We start from the raw sequence: 21,179 nt of genomic DNA, 5'->3' as shown, positions 1-21,179 counted from the left end.
ATGAAACTGTGAGTAACTGTGAGTACATATTTTAAAGCAGTGTTTTCACAGGAAGTAGAGGAAGCTTATGTTAAACGAACAGAAAATCAAGAAAATGAGAAAATTAGCTGCTTACGAATCCGGTAAGGGCAGAGAAGATCTGTCGATCAGCAATTACTACAGAAGTGACTATATAGGCCTTGCACTGATCAAAAATTTTTTTATCACGACGATCGCCTATGCACTGCTGCTGGCTGTCTACTTTGGGTATAAGAGCGAATATATGATGGATAATCTGCATAAGATAGACCTGTTTTCTCTGGGACTTAAAATCATCGTCATATATATTGTGCTGCTGATAGCCTACAGCATTCTTACTTATATCTATTGTTCCGTAAAATACAGAAGTGCCCAGAAAGGCGTGGAGGAGTATTACAGAGAACTGGGACAGCTCAAAAAGATATATGACAGAGAAGAAAAGAGAGCCGGGAGACTGACCGGAAGGAGGAAAGGCGCATGACAGCGTTACTGATACTGAAACAGAAAATCAAAGAATTTTACGGGGAGCATGACACCTGGATTCTTCCGATCCTGAAGTTTATATTAGCATTTGGCCTTTTTAAGGGGATCAACACCTCATTGGGATTTATGGGCAAGCTTGACAATATTTTTGTAGTCCTGATCCTGGCCCTTATATGTTCGGTTATGCCTATCAATGCCATGACAATTCTGGGCTGCGTGCTGATTATCGGACATTGTTACGCAGTTGGTATCGAAGTTGCTGGTTTTGCCCTGCTTCTTATGATACTGCTGATGATATTATTTCTGCGGTTTACGTCAAAAGATAATGTGGCCCTTGTGATGACACCAGTGTCTTTTGTTTTTCATATACCGGCAGCCGTGCCCATTGGCTGCGGTCTTCTTCGAGGACCTGCAAGTGCGGTGCCTGCAGGCTGTGGTGTTATTTTGTATTATTTTATGCGTCTTGTTAAAGACAAGGCCGGCGTACTTCAGGGAAAAGAGACAGAAGCTATCCAGAAGCTTCAGATTTTACTGGACGGACTGGTGAAAAATCAGGAAATGTGGTTGGCCATTATCGCTTTTGCGGCAGTCACCCTGCTGGTATACCTTATCCGCCGTTCCTCCTTTGACTATTCCTGGAGGATCGCAGTGGTCACCGGCGCAGTGGTATATATTGTTTTGATGCTGTTCGGAAGTATGTTTATGAGCATCACCATGGAGATGGGCAGCGTTATCATTGCCGGTGTGGTTTCCGCAGTGATTGGCCTTGTCATTGAATTTTTCGTACTGGGTGTGGATTACTCCAGGAGCGAAGTGACCCAGTTTGAGGATGACGAATATGTATATTATGTGAAGGCAGTTCCGAAATCTCTGGTGTCACAGACTAGGAAAAGCGTGAAGAAATTCTCATCTAATAAGAAGTCGGATGACAGCGATATAGATGAATATGAGGACATAGAGGAAAAGCTGGAGCAGGATGCAGCGCCTGTGCAGCATGTTTCAGAGGAGGATTTTGACTTTGAAAAACAGTTGGAAGAATCGCTGAAAGACTTATAAAGACAATCCCATAAGGGAATTATACATAATAATTAAGGGGGTGGAGATATGGGGAATTTTACGACAATTTTAAAAGAGTATCTGGGTAAGATGACACTTCCTCATATAGCTTGGATTGATATAATAGAGATTCTGCTGATAGCTGTTTTTGTTTATCAGTTCATGCTTTGGGTAAGAAATACCCGGGCGTATTCTCTGCTGAAAGGAATTCTGATCGTCCTGGCGTTTATCTTCATCGCCTTCCTTTTAAAGATGAACACGATCCTTTGGTTAGTCTATAACGCGGGCGGTTATGCAATAACGGCCATACTTGTTATTTTTCAGCCGGAGCTTCGTAAAGCCCTGGAGGAGTTGGGACATAAAAAGATCGTGAGCAATATTCTTCCTTTTGATAACGGGAAAAAAGAAGACAGCGGAAGATTCAGTGACCGTACTTTAAATGAAATCGTACGTGCCAGCTTTGAAATGGGAGAGGTCAAGACAGGGGCCTTGATAGTGATCGAGAAAGAGACCGGATTAAATGAGTATGCAAGAACAGGCATTTATCTGGACTCTCTGGTGACAAGCCAGCTCCTGATCAATATTTTTGAGCACAACACGCCTCTGCATGACGGAGCTGTTATAATCAGAGGAGATCGTGTAGTTGCTGCTACTTGTTATCTGCCGCTTTCAGATAACATGGAACTGAATAAGAACCTGGGAACCAGACATCGCGCCGGTGTGGGGATCAGTGAGGTCAGTGATTCTCTGACTATCATCGTCTCAGAGGAAACCGGACGGGTATCTGTAGCCCAGCATGGCAGACTCATTGTAGGGGTGAACAGGGAGGAACTCAAAGCAATCTTGTTAAAGGAGCAGAATGCCAACGCAGAGAAACAGAAACGCAAAATATGGAAGGGATGGGTGAAGAATGAAGAAAAGTCTGATGAATAAATTTACCTTGAAAATCCTTTCTCTGCTGATAGCCATATTGATCTGGCTGCTGGTCATGAATATAGAGAATCCATCTATCACCCAGACATATACGGATATACCGGTTACTTTTGTCAATGAATCATATATAGAGAGCATGAATAATATCGCTCTTATGGTGGATGGAAAGGACTCTGTAAATGTCCGCATCCGGGCTGTAAGTGACACCATTAAAAAACTGAACAAAGAAAACATTACAGCCGTGGCTGATCTGACACAGATCATTGATATGGATTCTGATCCGATTATGGTGCCGGTTACGGTTACATGTGCGGGAGTCGATGATGAGAATATAGAGGTAACTCCTAAAAATATTCCGATCAAAATAGATGAACGAAAAAGTATTGACCGTATTATCAGTACGGAACTCATTGGAGAGTCAAAGCCCGACAATAATTACGAGGTTGGAAAGATAACTGCCAATCCGGAGAAGATCAATATTGTAGGACCAAAATCTATTATAGAAAAAATAGACAGTGTTACCGCACAGGTAAATGTGGACGGAATGGCAGCAAGCGGTGAGCGGGAGGCTACATTAAAAATTTATGATAGAAATCATGATGAACTGAGTGATAAGCAGATGTCCTATCTTAAATTTGATGTACCCAGCACTGTGATCCAGGTTCATGTAGAGTTGTGGAGGATGCTGAAGGATGTTACGATCGATGCATCTAATTCGTATGTGGGAAGTCCGCAAAACGGATACCAGGTCGATTCTGTGTTGGCCACACCAAGCGATATCAGTATAGTGGGATCAGAAGAGGCGCTGCAGAAATTTACTGTAAATGGGAACAAACTTACGATCCCTCAATCAGATGAGAGAGATATTACAGGTAAATCATCCGATTGTGAATTTTCAGTTGATCTGACAGAGCTTTTGCCAAAAGATATAAAACTTGCAACAGGAGTAAATGATACCGCTCTTTTAACGGTAAAAATACTTCCTCTGAACAGCAAAGAATATAATATTTCTACAAATGAAATGAAGATTGAAAATAGTCCGGCCAATATGAATGTGGTTATGGACAAAGTGGAAGTGATGGTTCGGGTTGAGGGAAAAGAGGAAGATCTGGATAAACTGGATAAGAGCCAAATACATCTCAGTATTGATCTGAAATCTTATACAGCGGCAGGAGAATACGAGGTACCAGTAAAAATTGAAGTACCAGATGGATATCAGGTGGTTGATGAAATCAAAGTGAAGGTTACTTTGGCAGATGCCAATTCAAATGTAGTATATCAGAGACCGGAATCATAAAATAGAAGCAGGGGAGTGATGAATCATGGTAAGTCAGAAAGTAAAAGTAAATAATTTAATAGGACTGCACCTGAGACCGGCAGGCCGCCTCTGCAGTGAGGCAATGCAGTTCAAATCACTGATCACTTTCAGTTATAACAATGTTACAGCAAATGCAAAGAGTGTTCTCAGTGTTCTTGGTGCCTGTGTCAAAGGCGGTGATGTGATCGAGCTGGTATGTGAAGGGGAAGACGAGGAAGAGGCATTAAAGCATTTGGTATATATTTTGGAAGAAGGTTTACAGGAATAAGTATTTCCTATGATCGATCCTGAGCAGAAAAATTCGGGGATGGAACAGTCAAGGCTGTTTCATCCCTCGATTTTTGCTCCTAGAGTGTGTTTGAAATTACTACCCTAATTTTTCGATCGCACAGGTACAAAAGCCTCAGCGCAGCCCCCTGCGCCTACGTTTTCCGCCTGTACTCTCGAAAAATTCTTCTCAGTGATAGTGCAGTTATTTCATTTACGATGTAGTAGCTGAGAAGATATTGAACCGTTGCTGTTTATTTGCAGCAGTTCAGTCTTATGTTATTTTACTTTAAGGAGAAAGCAATCATGCATAACAATATCAGAGAAGGTCTGAAAGACGGTATTCCCATAGCACTGGGATATTTTTCTGTCAGCTTTACATTTGGAATGCTGGCAGTGAACAGCGGTATGGCACCTCTCCACGCGGTGCTGATCTCCCTTTTTAATCTCACATCTGCCGGGCAGTTTGCCGGTTTGAATGTGATCCTGTCGGGTGCATCACTGTTGGAAATGGCATTGACCCAGCTTGTCATCAATATGAGGTATGCGCTTATGTCCCTTTCCTTATCCCAGAAGTTTGACAGCTGCGTGAAGACACGTCACAGGCTTTTGATCGCATATGGAAATACAGATGAAATATTTGCTGTTGCAAGTTCAAAAAGGGGAAGTGTAGGACAGTTCTACATGTATGGGTTAATTCTCCTTCCGGTTCTGGGATGGGTTGGAGGAACACTTACAGGGGCCATAGCTAGCACTGTAATGCCTGCCTATGTGCGCAGCGCCTTGGGTGTGGCCCTCTATGGCATGTTTATAGCAATCGTGGTTCCGCCGGCAAAAAAAGAGTCCACAGTGCGTACGGTTGTCTTTATTGCACTGGCATTGAGCAGCATGTTTTACTACCTTCCGGTGCTCAAACAGGTTTCCGGCGGATTTATGATCATTATCTGCACACTGCTTGCAGCCGGCATCGGAGCTGTGTTATTTCCCATTAAGGAGGATGAGGAGGCATGATCTATGCATATATTTTTGTCATGGCAGGAGTGACTTATCTGATCCGTATGCTGCCTTTGACACTGATCCAAAAAAAGATATCCAATGTATACATACGTTCCTTTTTATACTACGTGCCTTATGCATGCCTTACTGCTATGACCTTTCCCGCTATTTTATACGCAACGGCATCGCCTGTATCCGCTTTTGCAGGTTTGGCAGTGGCAATATTTTTTTCTATGAAAGAAAAAAGCCTTGTAACGGTGGCATGCTTTTCCTGTATTGGAGTATTTATTACAGAGAGGATTTTAGAATTATTGTAAGCAAAGTTCATGAGACTGTAAAAGAAATTTAATATTACATTTCTCCTGTCAGGTTGTAATAAACTGTAAAAAATGGTAAAATGGTAATATCTCTAGAGGGAGAGTATACCTGATTGATACAAACGTATCCAGGAGATAAATAAGAGCGTAAAGCTGGAAAGTAGAGGGAATTATATGAAGAAGCGTAGGATGAAGCTGTTGGCATTAATGCTTACGGCAGCGGTCACGATCACTTCTGTTCTTCCGGTAGGAGCAGCAGCTGCGGATGGCAGTGAAGCACCGAAGCAGGTTACAGAGCTTACGGATCCGCTGAATGAAGGGGGCGGAACAACGGATAATGATCTGGGGGATACAAGTATACCTACAAATGGGCAAAATGGTGAGGACCAGACCGGTGATACGTCAGGTGAAGTAAACCATGATGCAGAGGTTGCCCAGGATGACCATTGGACGTTAGAGCGGACAGAAGAAAAGATGATATTCAGATATTATGAATCCCTAGATGGATTTAAGGGATATCAGAAGAAATGGGAAGTGGATAAGCAGAGTGGTGTCTGGACGTATTATGAAGTCCAGGGAGACAACACGGAAGAAGTTAAGACACCAAATCCTTTTGCACAACTTGATTTAGGCGATAAGACAGTTGGTCTTTATGAGACCGTTGTTTATAATGATGATGAGTATGGGCCGACAACCCTGATTTATGCACTAGAAGCCGGTGAGAATGGGCTTACAGGTGTCGGCGGTTTTTGGTATTTGAATGAAGATGGTTCGTTCCAGTATTATACGTCAGAGGAAGATGCAGACGGTGATGCGGACGCGAAGCTGGCAGCAGGTCTCCAGACTCCTAAAAGTGTCATGGAGGGGCTGAATGTTATCAAAGGTGATGATGGTGTTGACTATACATACTGGCTGGATGCAGAGGGTATGCCGTTAAAGAACACCTGGAAGATTGATACAGCAGATGATGGAAGCAGAACATTCTATTATTTTGGTGAAGACGGAAGTAGACTGACAGAAGGTATGCCAACAGGACTTCAAAATATTGAAGGCGTCAATTACTGGATCGGCGAAGATGGCAATCCCGAGACTGCTGTGTGGAAAGAGCAGGACGGCAAATATTATTATTTTGATGACAATGGTGTGCAGACACAGGGCAAAACAGGTCTTCAGAAAATAAACGGCAGTAATTACTGGATGAATGAAGACGGAAGCTATGCCAAATCCAAATGGATAGCAGACGGTAAGAAGTTTTACTATTTTGGTGCGGATGGAAAACAGACAGCCAAAACCGGACTGCAGACCATCAATGGTAAGAAGTATTACGTGAATAAAGATGGCACGGTTAAGAAAAATACATCTGTTGTTGTAAAAGGGGTAAGGTATTTCTTTGACAAAGATGGTAAATGTACCAAATCTTATAAAGTTTATCCGGAAGGATGGAAGCAGAATACGACCGGATGGTGGTACCAGAAAGAAGACGGAAGCTGGCCGGCAAACTGCTGGTATACAGTAAAAGGACAGAAATATTACTTTGACGGCAACGGATATATGAAAACTGGCTGGCTTGCACTGGGAAATAACTGGTACTATTTGAATGACAACGGGGTTATGGCTCAGGGTTGGGCAAAGATAAACGGAACCTGGTATTATCTGACACCGGGAAGCGGTGTGATGAAGACCGGTTGGTATAAAGTTGGCAGTACCTGGTATTACAGTAACGGCAGTGGGGCTATGCAGACAGGCTGGTTATTGCTGGGCAATACATGGTATTATCTGACTGGAAGCGGAGCTATGGCACAAGGCTGGGCATTGGTAAACGGAACCTGGTACTATTTAGCACCGGGAAGCGGAGCAATGCAGGTTGGCTGGTTGAATCAGAAAGGAACCTGGTATTATCTGAACGGAAGCGGAGCAATGCAGACAGGTTGGCTCATGACTGGCGGAACCTGGTATTATCTGAACGGAAATGGAGCTATGGCACAGGGATGGTTGTCTCTGGGCGGAACCTGGTATTATCTGACACCAGGTAACGGAGGCATGAAGACCGGTTGGTACTTGGTAGGTGGAGAGTGGTATTATTCTTATGGGAACGGAGCTATGGCCCGAAATGCTTGGATCGATACTTACTATTATGTGGGCAGTAGCGGAGCCATGCTGAAAGATACTACAATTGGCGGCTATTATGTTGATAAAAATGGACGTTGGATACCAGGTTATGGTACAGTAAATGTAAATACCATTGGAAATTGGGAAAAGAGCGGATCCACATACTATTTTAAGAAGAGCAACGGTACTTATGCTAAGAATGAATATGTAGCTTGGAATGGAAATTGGTATTATCTCGATGGAAATGGTGTCATGTTAACTGGATGGCATTACATCAGGGGTTATAAAATGTACTTTACAGGAAGCGGAGCTTTACAGCAGGATGTAAGTGGAATGGTAGGCGGACCTTACAGACTTCGTGTGAATCGTACAAAATGTCAGATAACTGTTCTGGCAAAGGATGGTAGTAATGGATGGACTATACCAGTTAAGTCAATTACCTGTTCTGTAGGTAATCCAATTACGCTGACTCCTGCGGGGACCTTCTATATTGGTGATCAGGATAGATGGCATATCTTAATGGGACCTTCCTGGGGACAGTGGACATCACATGTAGTGAATGGTATATTCATTCACTCTGTAGCTGGTTCTTCCCAGAGCCAGTACAATCTTGCCGCTGCAGATTATAATATGCTGGGGCAGCCTGCATCTCATGGTTGTATTCGTGTATGTGTGCGAGATGCTAAATGGATTTATGACAACACTGGCAGAGGCACCATGGTTACGATCGGCGATGGATATTATGAACCATTCGATAAACCAGCTACCATTAAACTGCCATATGGAGTAAACTTGAAAGATCCAACAGATATTTGGTAAAATATTTAAAATAAAACTGTCCGGCTGTACTCGAAATTGGTACAGCCGGACAGTTTTTTTATGAATTTTTAAATTACTAAAGTGGATATTCCGGCATATGGTTTTGATATAAGACTTCTTCGCCTTCAGGAGTAGTAATAGATATATGCTCAAAAATATAATTTGTCATGTAATCTGCTTCCGTCCGTGATTTAGCAGTAATATAATATCGGACTGCATAGGGATTTACACCATGGGGAATGATCCGTTCTCCCTTTTTATAGAATAACCAGGAATCCATAATACCTTTCATGGATGAAAGCTTTACAGCGGCATCTTGATTATCCACCATTAAGCCATTTTTTCCGTGAAAATATAGTACAGCACTTGTTTTATCGAAAAAAGGTGAATGGAGTTTTAAGGTTCTCCGCAGAGCTGATTCATTGTAAAGATAATCTAGGAGCAGGTTTTCTACTTTCAGGCCACAGCAATAATCTACCAGTTCATGTTCATAACCAAAGAATCTTCCGGCAACCTCGCAGACGGATATGGGGGCTCCGGGAGACCAGAAAAACTGCATAGAAAGAACTCCGCTTGTCTGTCCTGTAAAGTTGGCAACCCGCTGTAGAATATCCTTTGCCTCTGCATAGACATTGTGGATAAGTTTGGAAGGATATACGTTTCGAGTGCTGATGGGAATGTCATTGGTACATACAGGGGTTTTTTCCCTATCTGCAATACTGATGACATATACCTTTCCGTCCAGGACCCAGCTCATCATATTAAATTCGTAACCATCGTTATATTCCTCCACAAGGATTTCTTTTACCTCGGAAGTAGCGCAGACAAAATCAAAGTGTTTTTTTATTTCTTCTACAGAATACAGAACAAGAACGCCGCGGGAACCATACTTGTCCAACGGCTTAACAACAACCGGGAATTCCATATCATCCAATTCCGAATCTGAAAAACCAATACCCAGCCGTTTATATTTTGCAGTTGGGATTTTGAGCTTTTCAAACATTTGTTTCATAACATCCTTATTTCTGTAATAATCCAGTTTTTCAGGAGAAAAATAGCATTTCAGGCCAGCTTTGTTTGCTATTTTTACCATACATTCAAAAAGATAGTCAGAAAAGGAAGTAATGATGCCGTCTACTCTCTCGAGCTGACATATAGATACTATACGATCAGTATCCCCAACGTCAATATCGTAGGATTTGTCAGCAAATGTTTTTCCGATACTGTTCGGATATCCATCACAGACAATGGTGTAAATGCCTCTGGATTTTGCAGTTTGTATTAATTGTACAAACTCTCTTAATGAGCCCAATATTAACAATCTTTGCTTTATCATATGTTATTCTGGCCTTTCATTATTAGTTTCAGAACCTGTAGAATGTGTTCCATATGTTTCTTGTTGTATCTCTGATCACAGGGAAGGGGAAGAATATTGGCTGCATAGTCATACTCAAGGGTATTTCCGGGCATTTGATTAATGACATTACTCCAGTATGTTGGTACAAAAATTTTCTCTGCTGCCAGTTTTTTTCGGATATTTATGCCGTTTGGACAATAAAAAGGATAAACGAAAGGACCATCTGGATGCAATAAAGAAAGCGAATTGTATTGATTTAAGGCAGAGGCAAGTACTGCATAATTCTCAGTGCGTTTTTTACGCACGGCAGAGTAATCAATCCCTTTCAGTAGATTTTCTGTCAGGTGTGACATTCTTTTTATTGGCTCCTCATAATAATGACGAGCATTTTCCAGCATATCGTTATAATAATCTGAAGCTGAATGCTCGTAACGCCCGAGAATATGTCCCATTCTGGAGGAGGAAAAATCTATCGGATATTCAGACAGTAGATCCTTTGGTACATTGCCAAGAAAGAGGTATGCACCATCCGGCAGTCCGAAAAATTTTCTGCAGGAATAAAGTACCGGGATATCTGGCAGAGGCTTTTGGAAAAAAGCGTGTGTATTATCCAGGAGGATGTTCCTGTATCGTCTTTTATAGCTCAAAAGCTGCTGTTCGGAGATTTGTCCGTAATAGTTTACAACATAGATATATTCTCCATCGTTTAATTCGCTAATGGGAAGAATCGGTTCAAATTCTGTATTAATGTGGTACCATTCCAATGTTATAGGTATATCTGAACATATGGAAATTACAGAATCACAAAGAAAATAGGGCAGCCACAGTTTTTTGACTTTAAGATAATCCAGTGCAAATAAGAGTGCCGTTCTTCCAAGATTTAATTTTAACAGTTCAGGATAATATTCTTCTCCTGTAAAATTCTCCAATTCCAAATAACCGCCGATTTCATTCATATATAAATATCCTTTGTTTTATATTATAACTCCTTTTTTCTGATGACATAATTGGGCATTTTTTTTGCTTCATTCAGTATATTCATTAAATATTGCCCGATGATACCAATAGCTAATAATATTATTCCATTATATGCCAAGATAAGAAGGACTAGAGTTGTCCATCCCTCTACCGATACCCCATAGATAAAATAGCGTATGAGATAGAAAAGGCCGAGTATAATACTGACTAGAAAACTAAATATACCTAAATCCCTGACCAGAAGCAATGGTATGGCCGAGTTGGAAGTGATATCGTAAATTAAATCCTTTGCAAGTCTGCGGAAGGTGTAATTGCTTTTTCCTACTTTACGTGGATCATGATGTACAGGAACATTTATAATGCGGTTACTGCTCTGAACCAATAAATTTCCAATTTGCGGAAGGTGAGTGTTGGTATTTAGAATTGCTTCCACAATAAATCTTCGCATAAGCCGAAAGCTGGTGATTTCCAGATTGGGGTCTTTATTCAACATTTTAGATGTTGCGTAGACAGAAATTCGGGTTCCCAGTCTTCTTATAAAGTTATGCTTACGGTTCTCATATTTGGCAATGATCACATCCACATCATCATGTTCTTTGATTGCAGCAGCCATTTTTGGTATTTCTTCCGGACGGTGCTGCAGATCATCATCCATAGTGATAATAAAATCACCTTTGGCAAAAGAAAAACCACACAAAAGCGCTGGATGCTGACCGAAATTTTTGGCCATTTGGATGATCTTAACCCGGTTATCCTTCCTGTGAAGTTTTTCCATTACGACATAGGAATTATCCCGGGAACTATCATCAACCAATATTAATTCAAATTCTTCCTGCATGGTATTTTCAAAAACATCCTTTAATCTGGCATAAAGTTCTTCCAAAGTGTTTTCTGAATTATAAACAGGAACAACGACAGAATATAAACTCATTTTTTTACCTCCGGGGTTGTTTTTCAACCGCCGCGACTATTATAACATTTTACAACAAGGGTTTCAATAGACTTGTTTCCCGGGACGAAGGATGTTATACTATAAAAAGCTGTACAAAAGCAGAAAATGTACAGTTGGATAAATTACAGAAAGAAGGGAAGTAGATGGCTGTTTCGAAAAAGAGAAGGGTACAGGATTATATTCTTTTACATATCAGTATTATGATTTTTTCTTTCACCCCTGTTTTTACTAAAATGGCGTCCATGGAATTCAATAAGAACGGGATTTGGGGAATCAGATTATATTTTTTCTTTTTCCTAATGCTTTTTGACTGTTTTATCTATGCGTTGGCTTGGCAGAAAATCATTCAAAGATTTGAGCTCAGTGTTGCTTATGCCAATAAGAGTGTGTATCTGATATGGTCACAAATCTGGGCGGTCATTATTTTTCACGAAGTTCTGACCATAAAAAATATAATTGGACTTTTTATTGTATTATTAGGAGTATTGGTGGTGCAAAAATATGAATAAATATATGATTATCCTGTTTATTGGAACTTTTTTTACGGCATTTTCACAACTTCTTTTGAAGCAGAGTGCAAATAAGGAATACAGCCATCCCATATTTGAATATTTGAATTGGCATGTGATCACGGCATATGGTATATTTGGAGGGGTACTGCTGTTAAATACTTATGCGTTTACTCATGTGGACATGAAGTATGGGTCCGTGATTGATACGTTTAGTTATGTTTTTGTTATGCTGCTGTCATATTTTATTTTAAAGGAAAAATTTACTAGGGGAAAAATAATAGGGAATCTGATCATTATCACAGGTATTTTCGTTTATACCCTGGGATAGAGCATGGATATGAGGAAGGGAATTACAGAGTCTTATGATTCTGCAATTCCCTTTTTAGATCAAGGAATGTCAGGTGAAATATTTAAAAATAGTCTCCACGATATATTCCTTATCTTTTAAATTCAAATGATAGTACATGGGAAGTCTCACCAAACGTTCGCTTTCCTTAGTAGTATACTTATCCTCTCTAAAAAAACGACCGTATTTTAAGCCGGCAGGAGCAGAGTGGAGAGGGATATAATGAAATACACTTAAAATACCATGTTCTTTCAAAAAAGAAATAAACTTCGTTCGTTCTTCCAAATTCCGTAATTTTATGTAATACATATGCGCATTATGCTGACACTCCTCCGGTACATAAGGCTGTTCCAGATAACCTTTATCTGCCAAAGGCTTAAGGGCATTATTATAGAATTCATAACTTGCCATACGGTCATCCTGTATCTGTGATGCCATTTCGAGCTGTGCCCATAGATACGCGGCATTCATATCACTGGGAAGATAGGACGAACCATAATCCTGCCAGGTGTACTTATCAATCTGTCCCCGGAAAAATTTACTTCTGTCTGTTCCTTTTTCCCTGAGAATCTCAGCTTTTTCCTGATAAGCTGTATCTTGAAAAAGAAGTGCACCGCCTTCACCCATACTAAGATTCTTAGTCTCATGAAAACTTAAGCATCCAAAATGACCAATTGTACCAAGGCTTTTTCCTCTATAATAAGAAGCAAAGCCCTGTGCGGCGTCTTCAACTACTTTTAAATCATGACGTTTTGCAATATCCATGATAGTGTCCATTTCACACGAAACACCGGCATAATGAACCGGTACAATTACTCTGGTACGTGATGTGATGGCATCTTCAATAAGTGTTTCATCTATATTCATGGTATCAGGTCTGATATCTACAAATACAAGAGAAGCCCCTCTTTGAACAAAGGCGTCTGCTGTTGAAACAAAAGTATAGGATGGGAGAATCACCTCATCTCCAGGCTTGATGTCTGTCAAAACAGCAGCCATTTCCAGGGCATGTGTACAGGATGTGGTTAGAAAAACCTGGTTTACATCAAAATGTTCTTTCATCCAGTTGCTGCATTTGTGGGTGAAGGTACCATCACCACATATCTTGCGATTAGTTACAGCTTCTTTTATATAGTCCATTTCTTTGCCTACGTAAGGCGGAATATTAAAATCAATCATAAGGAACTCCTTTATAAAAACATACTCCGGGTTGAATTAATGAAAAACATTATTATTGTAGCATAATATAAAAAAAAAAGGAAATAATAAACTGGGAATCCATTGATTTCTTAAGAGTATTCATGTATAATATTTAATACTTAGTTAATAAATGTAATAACTTTGCAAGAAATACTAAAAGAAGAGGAGTAGACAATGAAGAAATTAGGGAAAAGACTTCTAACCTATGTACTTGTACTGGCTATGCTTATGAGTTTGTATACGCCAGCTTACGGTGCTCAGGTGAGTGGGGAGGACACAGCGGCATATGATGCTCAGACAAGTGGAGAGACCGATTCAACGGTGTCTGATCCTCAGATGAGCCAGGAGAATGATACGCCGGCATCTGATACTCAGACAACGAAGGAAACAGATACATCTGCGGACAACATTCAAACGAGTGGGGAAACAGATACAGAGGCTGCAGAAGATGCGGCACCAAGTTCCGATGGGGAGGCGTCGGAGCAGGAAGAAAATCAAATAGGTGCCTTGCCGCTGAATTACATTCTGACTCAGGAGGATGATGAACATCAGTCAGTAATTGTAGAACTGGGAGATACAGAGACAACACTTTTAGAAAATGCAGTTCTTACTTATCAGGATGGTGAAGGGGAAATACATACAGCCCAGGCTGAAGAGGTAGTAGAAAATGTGGCAGCATTTCTTCTCGAACTGCCTGCTGCTGGACAGGAAAGAACGTTTGATTCTGTGAAGGTATCTGTTGCTGGCCAGGAATATGAGACTTTACTGAGTCAGCAGGAGGAGATGGAGCAGGTTGCCATGAGCAGTGAGGAAGCTGCCCAGGCTGTTGCTGAAATTAAAAACGAAGAGGCCGGTCTTGATTCACAGACTGCAGAACAGGTTAAAAGCGCAGTGCTGTCTGCAGATGAGAATGGTATATCAGCAGAAGCGATAAAGGAGTCACTCACAGAGAATAATCAACTGGCAGAAAACACTGCGAATGGTATTCAGGCATTTGCTCTGGGAGAAGAAGCAGACGCACCCACGACATTTGCTGTGGAGCCAAAGAAGAAAGATGATTATATTGTTGTACTGGATCCAGGGCATGGAACCATAGATACAAATGGGTATGACAGTGGAGCTGACCATACCTTTAGCGATGGCACAAAATTCGTGGAAGCAGACATAACCATGAAGATCGCTAATTATTTAAAACAAGAGCTTGCAAAATATCCTCAGATTACAGTTTATATGACTCACGATACTGTAGGTGCAAATAAAGCGATTAAAATGACATTAAACGAGAGGGTTGCTTTTGCTGCCAATAAGCATGCGGATTTACTTGTGAGTCTTCATTTGAATTCTTTTGATAAAGAAACAGCCCACGGTGCAGAAGTACTGGTACCAAAAACAGGAAGATATAACACAGAGGTAGCAGAGAATGCACAGAAGGCTGCAAATAATATTTTAAAAAGACTGACTTCTCTGGGACTTTATGACAGGGGGCTTGTAGAAAAAGATTCCAGCGATTATCATTATCCGGATGGAAGTACGGCAGATTATTATGCAATTGTAAGAGAAGGGTTGAAAGCTTCTATACCTTCGATTATTGTAGAACATGCTTTTTTGAGTGGGAAAGACGATAAAAAGTATTTGAATAGCGAAGCGGCTATAAAAAATCTGGCAAAAGCGGACGCATATGGTATCGCGCAGTATTTTGGTATCGAGACTGGGGGAGAGACTTATGAACCGGTTCCTGAGCCAAAAGGAGAATGGAAAAAATCAGGAAATTCCTGGTATTATTATATCGGTACAGTTAAACAGACCGGCTGGCAGAAAATAGATAATTCCTGGTACTATTTTAATGCCAAGGGCGTTATGCTGACAGGCTGGCAGTTGATTGGGAACTGCTGGTATTACATGAATTCTTCCGGTGTTATGCAGACCGGCTGGCAGAAAATAGGGGGAAGCTGGTATTATCTCAATACATCAGGAAGTATGCAGACCGGCTGGCAGAAAATTGGAGGTAAATTGTACTATCTTCAGGGAAATGGAGCCATGTTGGAAGGCGGCTGGCATATGTTGGGCAGCTATTGGTATTATATGTCCGGCAACGGAGCCGCATTGACCGGATGGCAGAACTTAGGCGGGCGATGGTATTATATGGATAAAAACGCCCGAATGAAGACCGGATGGTATAAAGTTGATAAAAAGTGGTATTACAGCGATGGAAGCGGGGCTATGCAGACCGGCTGGCTGTATTGTTATAACACATGGTATTATCTGAATGGAAACGGAGCCATGGCAGAAGGTTGGATTTCCATAGGAGGTACCTGGTACTATATGCAGCCCGGGAATGGAGCCATGAAGACCGGTTGGCAGAAGATAGACGGTAAGTGGTATTTCCTCAATCCAAATGGGGCAATGCGTACCGGCGGATGGTTTAATCAGGGGTATGTATGGTATTATCTGAATGGAAACGGCTCCATGGCAGAAGGGTGGATTCGTCTTGGAAATACTTGGTATTATATGCAGCCGAACAGTGGGCACATGCGTACCGGCTGGTACCAGGTAGATAAAAAATGGTATTACAGTGATGGAAGTGGAGCTATGCAGACCGGTTGGCTGAAACCGGGAAATACTTGGTATTATTTGACCGGAAACGGAGCCATGGCAGAGGGCTGGACTTTTATCAATGGTAGTTGGTATTATCTGACGCCCGGGAATGGAGCGATGAAGACCGGTTGGTTTCAAGTAAATAAAGTTTGGTATTATTGTAATGGAAGCGGAGCCATGCAGACCGGCTGGCTACAGCTGGGAAATATCTGGTATTATTTGAACAGCAGTGGAGCTATGCTGACGGGATGGCACACACTCGGAGGAAAAGAGTATTACTTCAACAATTCTGGCGCATGGGTTCCAGATAAAAAAAAAGATAATACTCAGAACTTATATGCCATAGAAGGAAAGAGTTCTGTTACAGTTGACCAAATGGTTAGATATTATAAGAAATCAGGCTGTACATATCCGTCTGCTGCGTTGAAAAAGGGCGGCGCAGCAGATATTAAAGCTTTTTCTAAAATCGTTTTAGAGGAAGCAAATGCAGAAGGAATAAAGGCAGAAGTAGTATTTACCCAAGCTATGAAAGAGACCGGCTGGCTGCAGTACGGAGGAGATGTAAAGATTGAGCAGTTCAATTTTGCAGGTTTGGGGGCTATCGGTAACGGAGCAGCCGGAAATTCTTTTAAGGATGTCCGCACTGGTATACGAGCACAAGTTCAGCATTTAAAAGCGTATGCTTCTGATAAAGCATTAAAGAATGCATGTGTGGATGAAAGGTTTCAGTATGTAACAAGAAAATCGGCATTATATGTGGAATGGCTGGGAATCCCTGATAATCCTACAGGGGCAGGATGGGCAGCGGCAGAAAACTATGGCAAAAATTTGGTTGAGATGATTACGAAGTTAAAAAGTTTGTAATTAAAAGGTATTCAGAAAGCAAAGCCTATATCAAAAAGTGTGTAATGTTTTAAAGGGTGTGTATCACGGTTCAAGAAGAATCCGTGATACACACCCTTTTTTGTTTTGACAATGTATTTAGCGGCGTTGACCTGTCCAGGCACCACTGCTATCTACATAATATCCATCAGGTGTCCAGGTGTTTGCATACATAACTCCATTGGAAGGATTTAAATAGTACCATAAATTATTAACCTTCTGCCAGCCTGTAGTCATAGCACCCATACCATTTAAATAAAACCACTTATTACCATCTGCCAGCCATCCCGTGGCCATAGATCCATTACTGTACAAGTAATATTTGGTACTGCCCTGTTTCAGCCATCCGGTCTGCATAATACCTGAGGAATCAGAATAATACCAGGTATTGTTTACTTTGAACCATCCTCTGGCAACAGCACCGCTGTCTGTGAAATAATACCATTTATTCCCCAGCGCAGCCCATCCAGTAGCCATAGCACCACTGCCATACATATAATACTTAGTATTACCCTGTTTCAGCCATCCGGTCTGCATAATACCTGAGGAATCAGAATAATACCAGGTATTGTTTACTTTGAACCATCCTCTGGCAACGGCACCGCTGTCTGTGAAATAATACCATTTATTTCCGAGTGCAGCCCATCCGGTAGCCATGGCACCATTACCATATAGATAATATTTAGTATTGCCCTGTTTCAGCCATCCGGTCTGCATGACACCTGCAGAATTAGAATAATACCAGATATTATTTATTTTATACCATCCAACCGCTGCGTCACCATTGCTGTTAAAGTAATACCATTTATTACCGGTGTATACCCATCCGGTAGCCATAGCACCGTTTCCGGCCAGATAGTATTTGCTTTGCCCTATAGTGTGAAGGCCCGTCAGCATTTCACCTGAAGAATTAGAGTAATACCAAACTCCTTTAACTTTGTACCATCCTGTAAGCATAGCTCCTGAATCATCCAGATAATACCATTTATTGCCGACGAAGATCCATCCGGTCATCATAGCACCGCTGCCGGAGGTGTAATAATATCTGCCGTTTGATTTAATCCATCCGGTCTGCATTTTACCGGCTGAATTAGAATAGTACCAGATATTTCCTACCGTATACCACCCAGTGTTTGCGCCGTATTCGGTGAAATAGTACCAACTACCACTGAGTTTTACCCATCCGGTAGCCATAGCACCGCTGCCAGTAAAATAATATTTTTTGCCATTGATTGTCTGCAGGCCTGTCAGCATTTTTCCTGAAGCATCAGAGTAATACCAAATCCCGTTTACTTTATACCAGCCAATACACATGACACCGTCACCGTTAAAATAATACCATGTATTGCCCTGCTTCAACCAGCCAGTTGTTCTGTACCCAGAAGCGTTGAAATAGTACCATTCTCCGTGAATCTGCAGCCAACAGCTCGTGGGATATGTGCCATTACCAAATTGATACCACCATCCGGTTGAATTGTGCTGCCAGTTTCCATCTTTAAAATTTGGAATCCATTTTCCGGAGGAGTCATAATAATAGCCGTTTACATATTGATCCTCAGCCATGGCTCCTGTCGATGCATCAAAATAGTAAAAATATTTTCCCAATTGCTTTCGTCCGGTCTGCATCACTCCGTTGGAATCCATGTAATACCATTTTCCATTTACTTTCTGCCAGCCTGTTGTCATAAAACCATTGGTATCTGTGTAATACCATTTACCATTAACGAGAGTCCAGCCTACAGCCATAGTACCATCATCTTTTAAGTAAGACCATTGACCGGATGCATTTTGTACCCATTTATTAGAGGAAGCATTGTATGAGTTTTCAAAATAATACCAGTCACCTTTGGAGTCTTTTTTCCATCCCTTTATATTCTTGGGAAAGCCATCATAGTAGTATATGTGCCTATAAGGTGATGAACCCTCGGCAGAAGCAACAAATTCTTTACCTTTTGGAACATTATTGCTAAGACTTTTGTCCAGGTTGATAACAATCGCTTTAATGTATGGTGCATACCATGCAGTTGGATAAAGGGCAGTTCCTGATTTTCCTAGTTTGAGAAGCGAATCCAGAGTACCTATGCCATTGTCAACACTGGAGTTAGATACATAATTATATTTGCCTGTCATAACTGCAATGTCTGGACTCAGCGTCTTCAGATAATTATAGGTATTGGAACCATAAAAGCCATGGTGACCCAGTTTTAATACATTTACATGACCAAGGCGCTTGGCAAGCGCAGTTTCTGCTCCGATATAGTTGTTAATATCCCCGGCCAGAAAAGCAGTTTTTTTAGTGGTCATGGAAGTGACTTTTACACCAAGGCTGAAATAGTTGGCATCCGGCTGAGGCCGCTTGACTCCATAATTCATGATTTCAAGTTTCATACCATTTTTGCCGCCTAACATAAAAACAGGTGTAGAGACAGAACCTACGGTTTGACCATCAAAAATACCGCTTTGTGCAGGGGCTGCATAAATATCACTATAAGCGTTGTTAGGATCATCCGGATGGTTAGGGTCCACTTGATCACTGGAAGGAACATCTTCAACGGTCATATTATCAGAAGTACCTTCATCTGATGGAGTGATAGGCTCATCTGTAGTGCCGCTTTCTTCCTGATAGAGGCTGAACAGCTGTAAAGTATCTTCAGGAAGTGTGGGCATTTCTTCGGGAGAGGGCAAATCCTCTGCACTGCAAATGAAATCAAAAGGATTTTCTTCCCCTGCAGGGGAAAAAGTATACCCGTCAGCCTTTGGAGTTATCTCGTATGTAAAAGGTGTTTTTGTATCATCATACTTTCTAATACCTGTAAAGGAATATGTCCATACCCCTTCTTTGCCGGGAACCGCTTGGGCTTCCACTGTGACTTCATCGGGAAGTTGTGTTTCTGCATCAGCAGTTACATAAGATAAGGTCACCGCTATATGAGCAGGTAAGATGGTTTCACTGTCTGTGCCACTGTTCTGTTCCGGTGGATTGGTTCCTTGCAGTGCAGAGTCTGTGTCCTCTGTTGCTGAATTTATTTCCGGAGTTTCTGTGTTGGCAGTCTGTGATGCAGCTTCCATGTCTTTGGGGTCAGCATCTGTGTTTTCCGTTTCTGGGTTTATGTCTTGAGAACCGGTACCTGCATCCTGCGTTCCTTTGTCAATTTTTTGATCTGCAGCGTCCGTGTCCTGCGGTTCCGTGACGGTGTCTTGTGGTGCAGTGGTTGTATCCTGTGACGATGTGGCTTCATCCTGGGCTGGGGGCAGAGTTTCATCTGTGGCTGCAGGAGGAGCAGTATCACTGTCGTCTGTGTCTGTACTGTCACCAGATTCCGGAGGGACATCTGTATCTTTGTTAAATATAATACTTCCGCTTACAGTTACGGTCTCAGGATAAAGAGGCGCATTTGGGCTAAAAGACTGAATTAAAGTAGCGCCAGTGTCCTGTGCAGCTTTCACCATGCGGTCGTAAACATACAGATTATCCCATAAACGTGTGCTATCCGTTACATCATTGTCAGAATAAGCCTCAATGTAAACACGTTTTGGATGAAATGCGTAAATGATTTCGTCTGCTGATCCGATATGATCACTATGAGGATGTGTGCCTATGTAGAATTCAAAATTATCCTTAGTGACACCTACTGTCTGCAGATAGGCAATCACATCCTGTTCGAATCCATTTCCTTTTGTAATCCCCGGACGGCTTGGATAATGTGGATTACTTCCGTTAGGATAATCATTATCTTCTCCGGAATCCACCATACCGAATTTGCCATTACATTCCAACAGAATGGCATCCGTGTTGTCAGATAAAGTCAGAAAATGAATTTTGCAGGAATTATTGGCCGCCCATACAGTTCTTGAATGAACCGTCGGAACCAGATCGGCAGTTATCAGCACAAAAAAAACCAGTAAAAAACATGTAACTTTTTTAAATCTCCCCTTCATAAATATTACCCCTTCCGTTTATTTACCTCTCTGAAATGCGAATGAGAGGTTCTTTTCTATTATATCAAGCAGTCAGTGTAACGACTAGCCCAAAATAAAAAT

Annotated in this window: 16 protein-coding genes; 11 read left to right on the top strand and 5 right to left on the bottom strand. The window is 41.4% G+C overall.

Annotation, left to right across the window (positions count from 1 at the left end):
• The first annotated feature begins 67 nt into the window (after positions 1 to 67).
• The 8 genes from BLCOC_RS20435 to BLCOC_RS20400 all read left to right on the top strand — a co-directional run bounded on the left by BLCOC_RS20435 (position 68) and on the right by BLCOC_RS20400 (position 8,316).
• Complete coding sequence (locus tag BLCOC_RS20435; RefSeq protein WP_018598496.1) at positions 68 to 499, top strand: hypothetical protein; 432 nt, start codon at positions 68 to 70, stop codon at positions 497 to 499.
• The gene (locus BLCOC_RS20430; protein WP_029468216.1) at positions 496 to 1,557 is read left to right on the top strand and encodes a hypothetical protein; all 1,062 of its coding nucleotides are present in this window, start codon (positions 496 to 498) and stop codon (positions 1,555 to 1,557) included. Before BLCOC_RS20435 ends, BLCOC_RS20430 begins: the two co-directional genes overlap by 4 nt.
• Positions 1,558 to 1,605: 48 nt before the next feature.
• Positions 1,606 to 2,490: a diadenylate cyclase CdaA gene (gene cdaA, locus BLCOC_RS20425; protein ID WP_029468217.1), complete on the top strand. Its 885-nt coding sequence runs from the start codon at positions 1,606 to 1,608 to the stop codon at positions 2,488 to 2,490.
• Positions 2,468 to 3,787 (top strand): CdaR family protein, encoded by a 1,320-nt coding sequence (locus BLCOC_RS20420; protein ID WP_029468218.1) that lies wholly within the window; start codon positions 2,468 to 2,470, stop codon positions 3,785 to 3,787. Before cdaA ends, BLCOC_RS20420 begins: the two co-directional genes overlap by 23 nt.
• A 25-nt stretch (positions 3,788 to 3,812) precedes the next feature.
• Entirely contained in the window at positions 3,813 to 4,076 is a 264-nt protein-coding gene (locus tag BLCOC_RS20415) for an HPr family phosphocarrier protein (protein ID WP_018598492.1), read from the top strand.
• Between the two features lie 305 nt (positions 4,077 to 4,381).
• Positions 4,382 to 5,086, top strand: a complete 705-nt coding sequence (locus tag BLCOC_RS20410) for an AzlC family ABC transporter permease (RefSeq protein ID WP_044953510.1) — start codon at positions 4,382 to 4,384, stop codon at positions 5,084 to 5,086.
• Positions 5,083 to 5,388: an AzlD domain-containing protein gene (locus BLCOC_RS20405; RefSeq protein ID WP_029468220.1), complete on the top strand. Its 306-nt coding sequence runs from the start codon at positions 5,083 to 5,085 to the stop codon at positions 5,386 to 5,388. The genes BLCOC_RS20410 and BLCOC_RS20405 overlap by 4 nt, the downstream gene beginning before the upstream one ends.
• Positions 5,389 to 5,562: 174 nt before the next feature.
• Entirely contained in the window at positions 5,563 to 8,316 is a 2,754-nt protein-coding gene (locus BLCOC_RS20400; RefSeq protein ID WP_115623206.1) for a L,D-transpeptidase family protein, read from the top strand.
• A 76-nt stretch (positions 8,317 to 8,392) separates the two neighbouring features.
• Here the strand turns inward: BLCOC_RS20400 and BLCOC_RS20395 are convergent, their stop codons facing one another.
• The 3 genes from BLCOC_RS20395 to BLCOC_RS20385 all read right to left on the bottom strand — a co-directional run bounded on the left by BLCOC_RS20395 (position 8,393) and on the right by BLCOC_RS20385 (position 11,582).
• Positions 8,393 to 9,628, bottom strand: coding sequence for an ATP-grasp domain-containing protein (locus BLCOC_RS20395; protein ID WP_242998980.1), 1,236 nt, complete (start codon positions 9,626 to 9,628; stop codon positions 8,393 to 8,395).
• 20 nt (positions 9,629 to 9,648) lie between these two features.
• Positions 9,649 to 10,026, bottom strand: coding sequence for a hypothetical protein (locus BLCOC_RS20390; protein WP_242998979.1), 378 nt, complete (start codon positions 10,024 to 10,026; stop codon positions 9,649 to 9,651).
• A 626-nt stretch (positions 10,027 to 10,652) separates the two neighbouring features.
• Positions 10,653 to 11,582, bottom strand: a complete 930-nt coding sequence (locus BLCOC_RS20385) for a glycosyltransferase family 2 protein (RefSeq protein WP_115623204.1) — start codon at positions 11,580 to 11,582, stop codon at positions 10,653 to 10,655.
• Between the two features lie 164 nt (positions 11,583 to 11,746).
• Between BLCOC_RS20385 and BLCOC_RS20380 the strand changes: the two genes are divergently transcribed.
• Positions 11,747 to 12,112: an EamA family transporter gene (locus tag BLCOC_RS20380; RefSeq protein ID WP_115623203.1), complete on the top strand. Its 366-nt coding sequence runs from the start codon at positions 11,747 to 11,749 to the stop codon at positions 12,110 to 12,112.
• On the top strand, positions 12,105 to 12,443 hold the full coding sequence (locus BLCOC_RS20375) for an EamA family transporter (protein ID WP_115623202.1): 339 nt from the start codon (positions 12,105 to 12,107) through the stop codon (positions 12,441 to 12,443). The genes BLCOC_RS20380 and BLCOC_RS20375 overlap by 8 nt, the downstream gene beginning before the upstream one ends.
• A 69-nt stretch (positions 12,444 to 12,512) precedes the next feature.
• On the opposite strand, the gene rffA is transcribed toward BLCOC_RS20375, so the two are convergent.
• Positions 12,513 to 13,640: a dTDP-4-amino-4,6-dideoxygalactose transaminase gene (gene rffA / locus BLCOC_RS20370; RefSeq protein WP_115623201.1), complete on the bottom strand. Its 1,128-nt coding sequence runs from the start codon at positions 13,638 to 13,640 to the stop codon at positions 12,513 to 12,515.
• A gap of 195 nt (positions 13,641 to 13,835) precedes the next feature.
• On the opposite strand from rffA, the gene BLCOC_RS20365 reads away from it, so the two are divergent.
• Positions 13,836 to 17,120 carry an N-acetylmuramoyl-L-alanine amidase gene (locus BLCOC_RS20365; protein ID WP_115623200.1) on the top strand — a complete coding sequence of 1,095 codons (3,285 nt, stop codon included), beginning with the start codon at positions 13,836 to 13,838 and terminating at the stop codon, positions 17,118 to 17,120.
• A 117-nt stretch (positions 17,121 to 17,237) separates the two neighbouring features.
• On the opposite strand, the gene BLCOC_RS20360 is transcribed toward BLCOC_RS20365, so the two are convergent.
• Entirely contained in the window at positions 17,238 to 21,077 is a 3,840-nt protein-coding gene (locus BLCOC_RS20360) for a hypothetical protein (protein WP_115623199.1), read from the bottom strand.
• Positions 21,078 to 21,179: the final 102 nt, after the last annotated feature.

The organism is Blautia coccoides, assembly GCF_034355335.1.
Taxonomy (GTDB): Bacteria; Bacillota; Clostridia; order Lachnospirales; family Lachnospiraceae; genus Blautia; species Blautia producta.
This window is presented reverse-complemented; position numbering and strand designations above follow the sequence as displayed.

Coding starts and splice junctions, on each gene's coding strand:
- BLCOC_RS20435 (WP_018598496.1), top strand. CDS start 68: ATGTTAAACGAACAGAAAATCAAGAAAATGAGAAAATTAGCTGCTTAC.
- BLCOC_RS20430 (WP_029468216.1), top strand. CDS start 496: ATGACAGCGTTACTGATACTGAAACAGAAAATCAAAGAATTTTACGGG.
- cdaA (WP_029468217.1), top strand. CDS start 1,606: ATGGGGAATTTTACGACAATTTTAAAAGAGTATCTGGGTAAGATGACA.
- BLCOC_RS20420 (WP_029468218.1), top strand. CDS start 2,468: ATGAAGAAAAGTCTGATGAATAAATTTACCTTGAAAATCCTTTCTCTG.
- BLCOC_RS20415 (WP_018598492.1), top strand. CDS start 3,813: ATGGTAAGTCAGAAAGTAAAAGTAAATAATTTAATAGGACTGCACCTG.
- BLCOC_RS20410 (WP_044953510.1), top strand. CDS start 4,382: ATGCATAACAATATCAGAGAAGGTCTGAAAGACGGTATTCCCATAGCA.
- BLCOC_RS20405 (WP_029468220.1), top strand. CDS start 5,083: ATGATCTATGCATATATTTTTGTCATGGCAGGAGTGACTTATCTGATC.
- BLCOC_RS20400 (WP_115623206.1), top strand. CDS start 5,563: ATGAAGAAGCGTAGGATGAAGCTGTTGGCATTAATGCTTACGGCAGCG.
- BLCOC_RS20390 (WP_242998979.1), bottom strand. CDS start 10,026: ATGTCACACCTGACAGAAAATCTACTGAAAGGGATTGATTACTCTGCC.
- BLCOC_RS20385 (WP_115623204.1), bottom strand. CDS start 11,582: ATGAGTTTATATTCTGTCGTTGTTCCTGTTTATAATTCAGAAAACACT.
- BLCOC_RS20380 (WP_115623203.1), top strand. CDS start 11,747: ATGGCTGTTTCGAAAAAGAGAAGGGTACAGGATTATATTCTTTTACAT.
- BLCOC_RS20375 (WP_115623202.1), top strand. CDS start 12,105: ATGAATAAATATATGATTATCCTGTTTATTGGAACTTTTTTTACGGCA.
- rffA (WP_115623201.1), bottom strand. CDS start 13,640: ATGATTGATTTTAATATTCCGCCTTACGTAGGCAAAGAAATGGACTAT.
- BLCOC_RS20365 (WP_115623200.1), top strand. CDS start 13,836: ATGAAGAAATTAGGGAAAAGACTTCTAACCTATGTACTTGTACTGGCT.
- BLCOC_RS20360 (WP_115623199.1), bottom strand. CDS start 21,077: ATGAAGGGGAGATTTAAAAAAGTTACATGTTTTTTACTGGTTTTTTTT.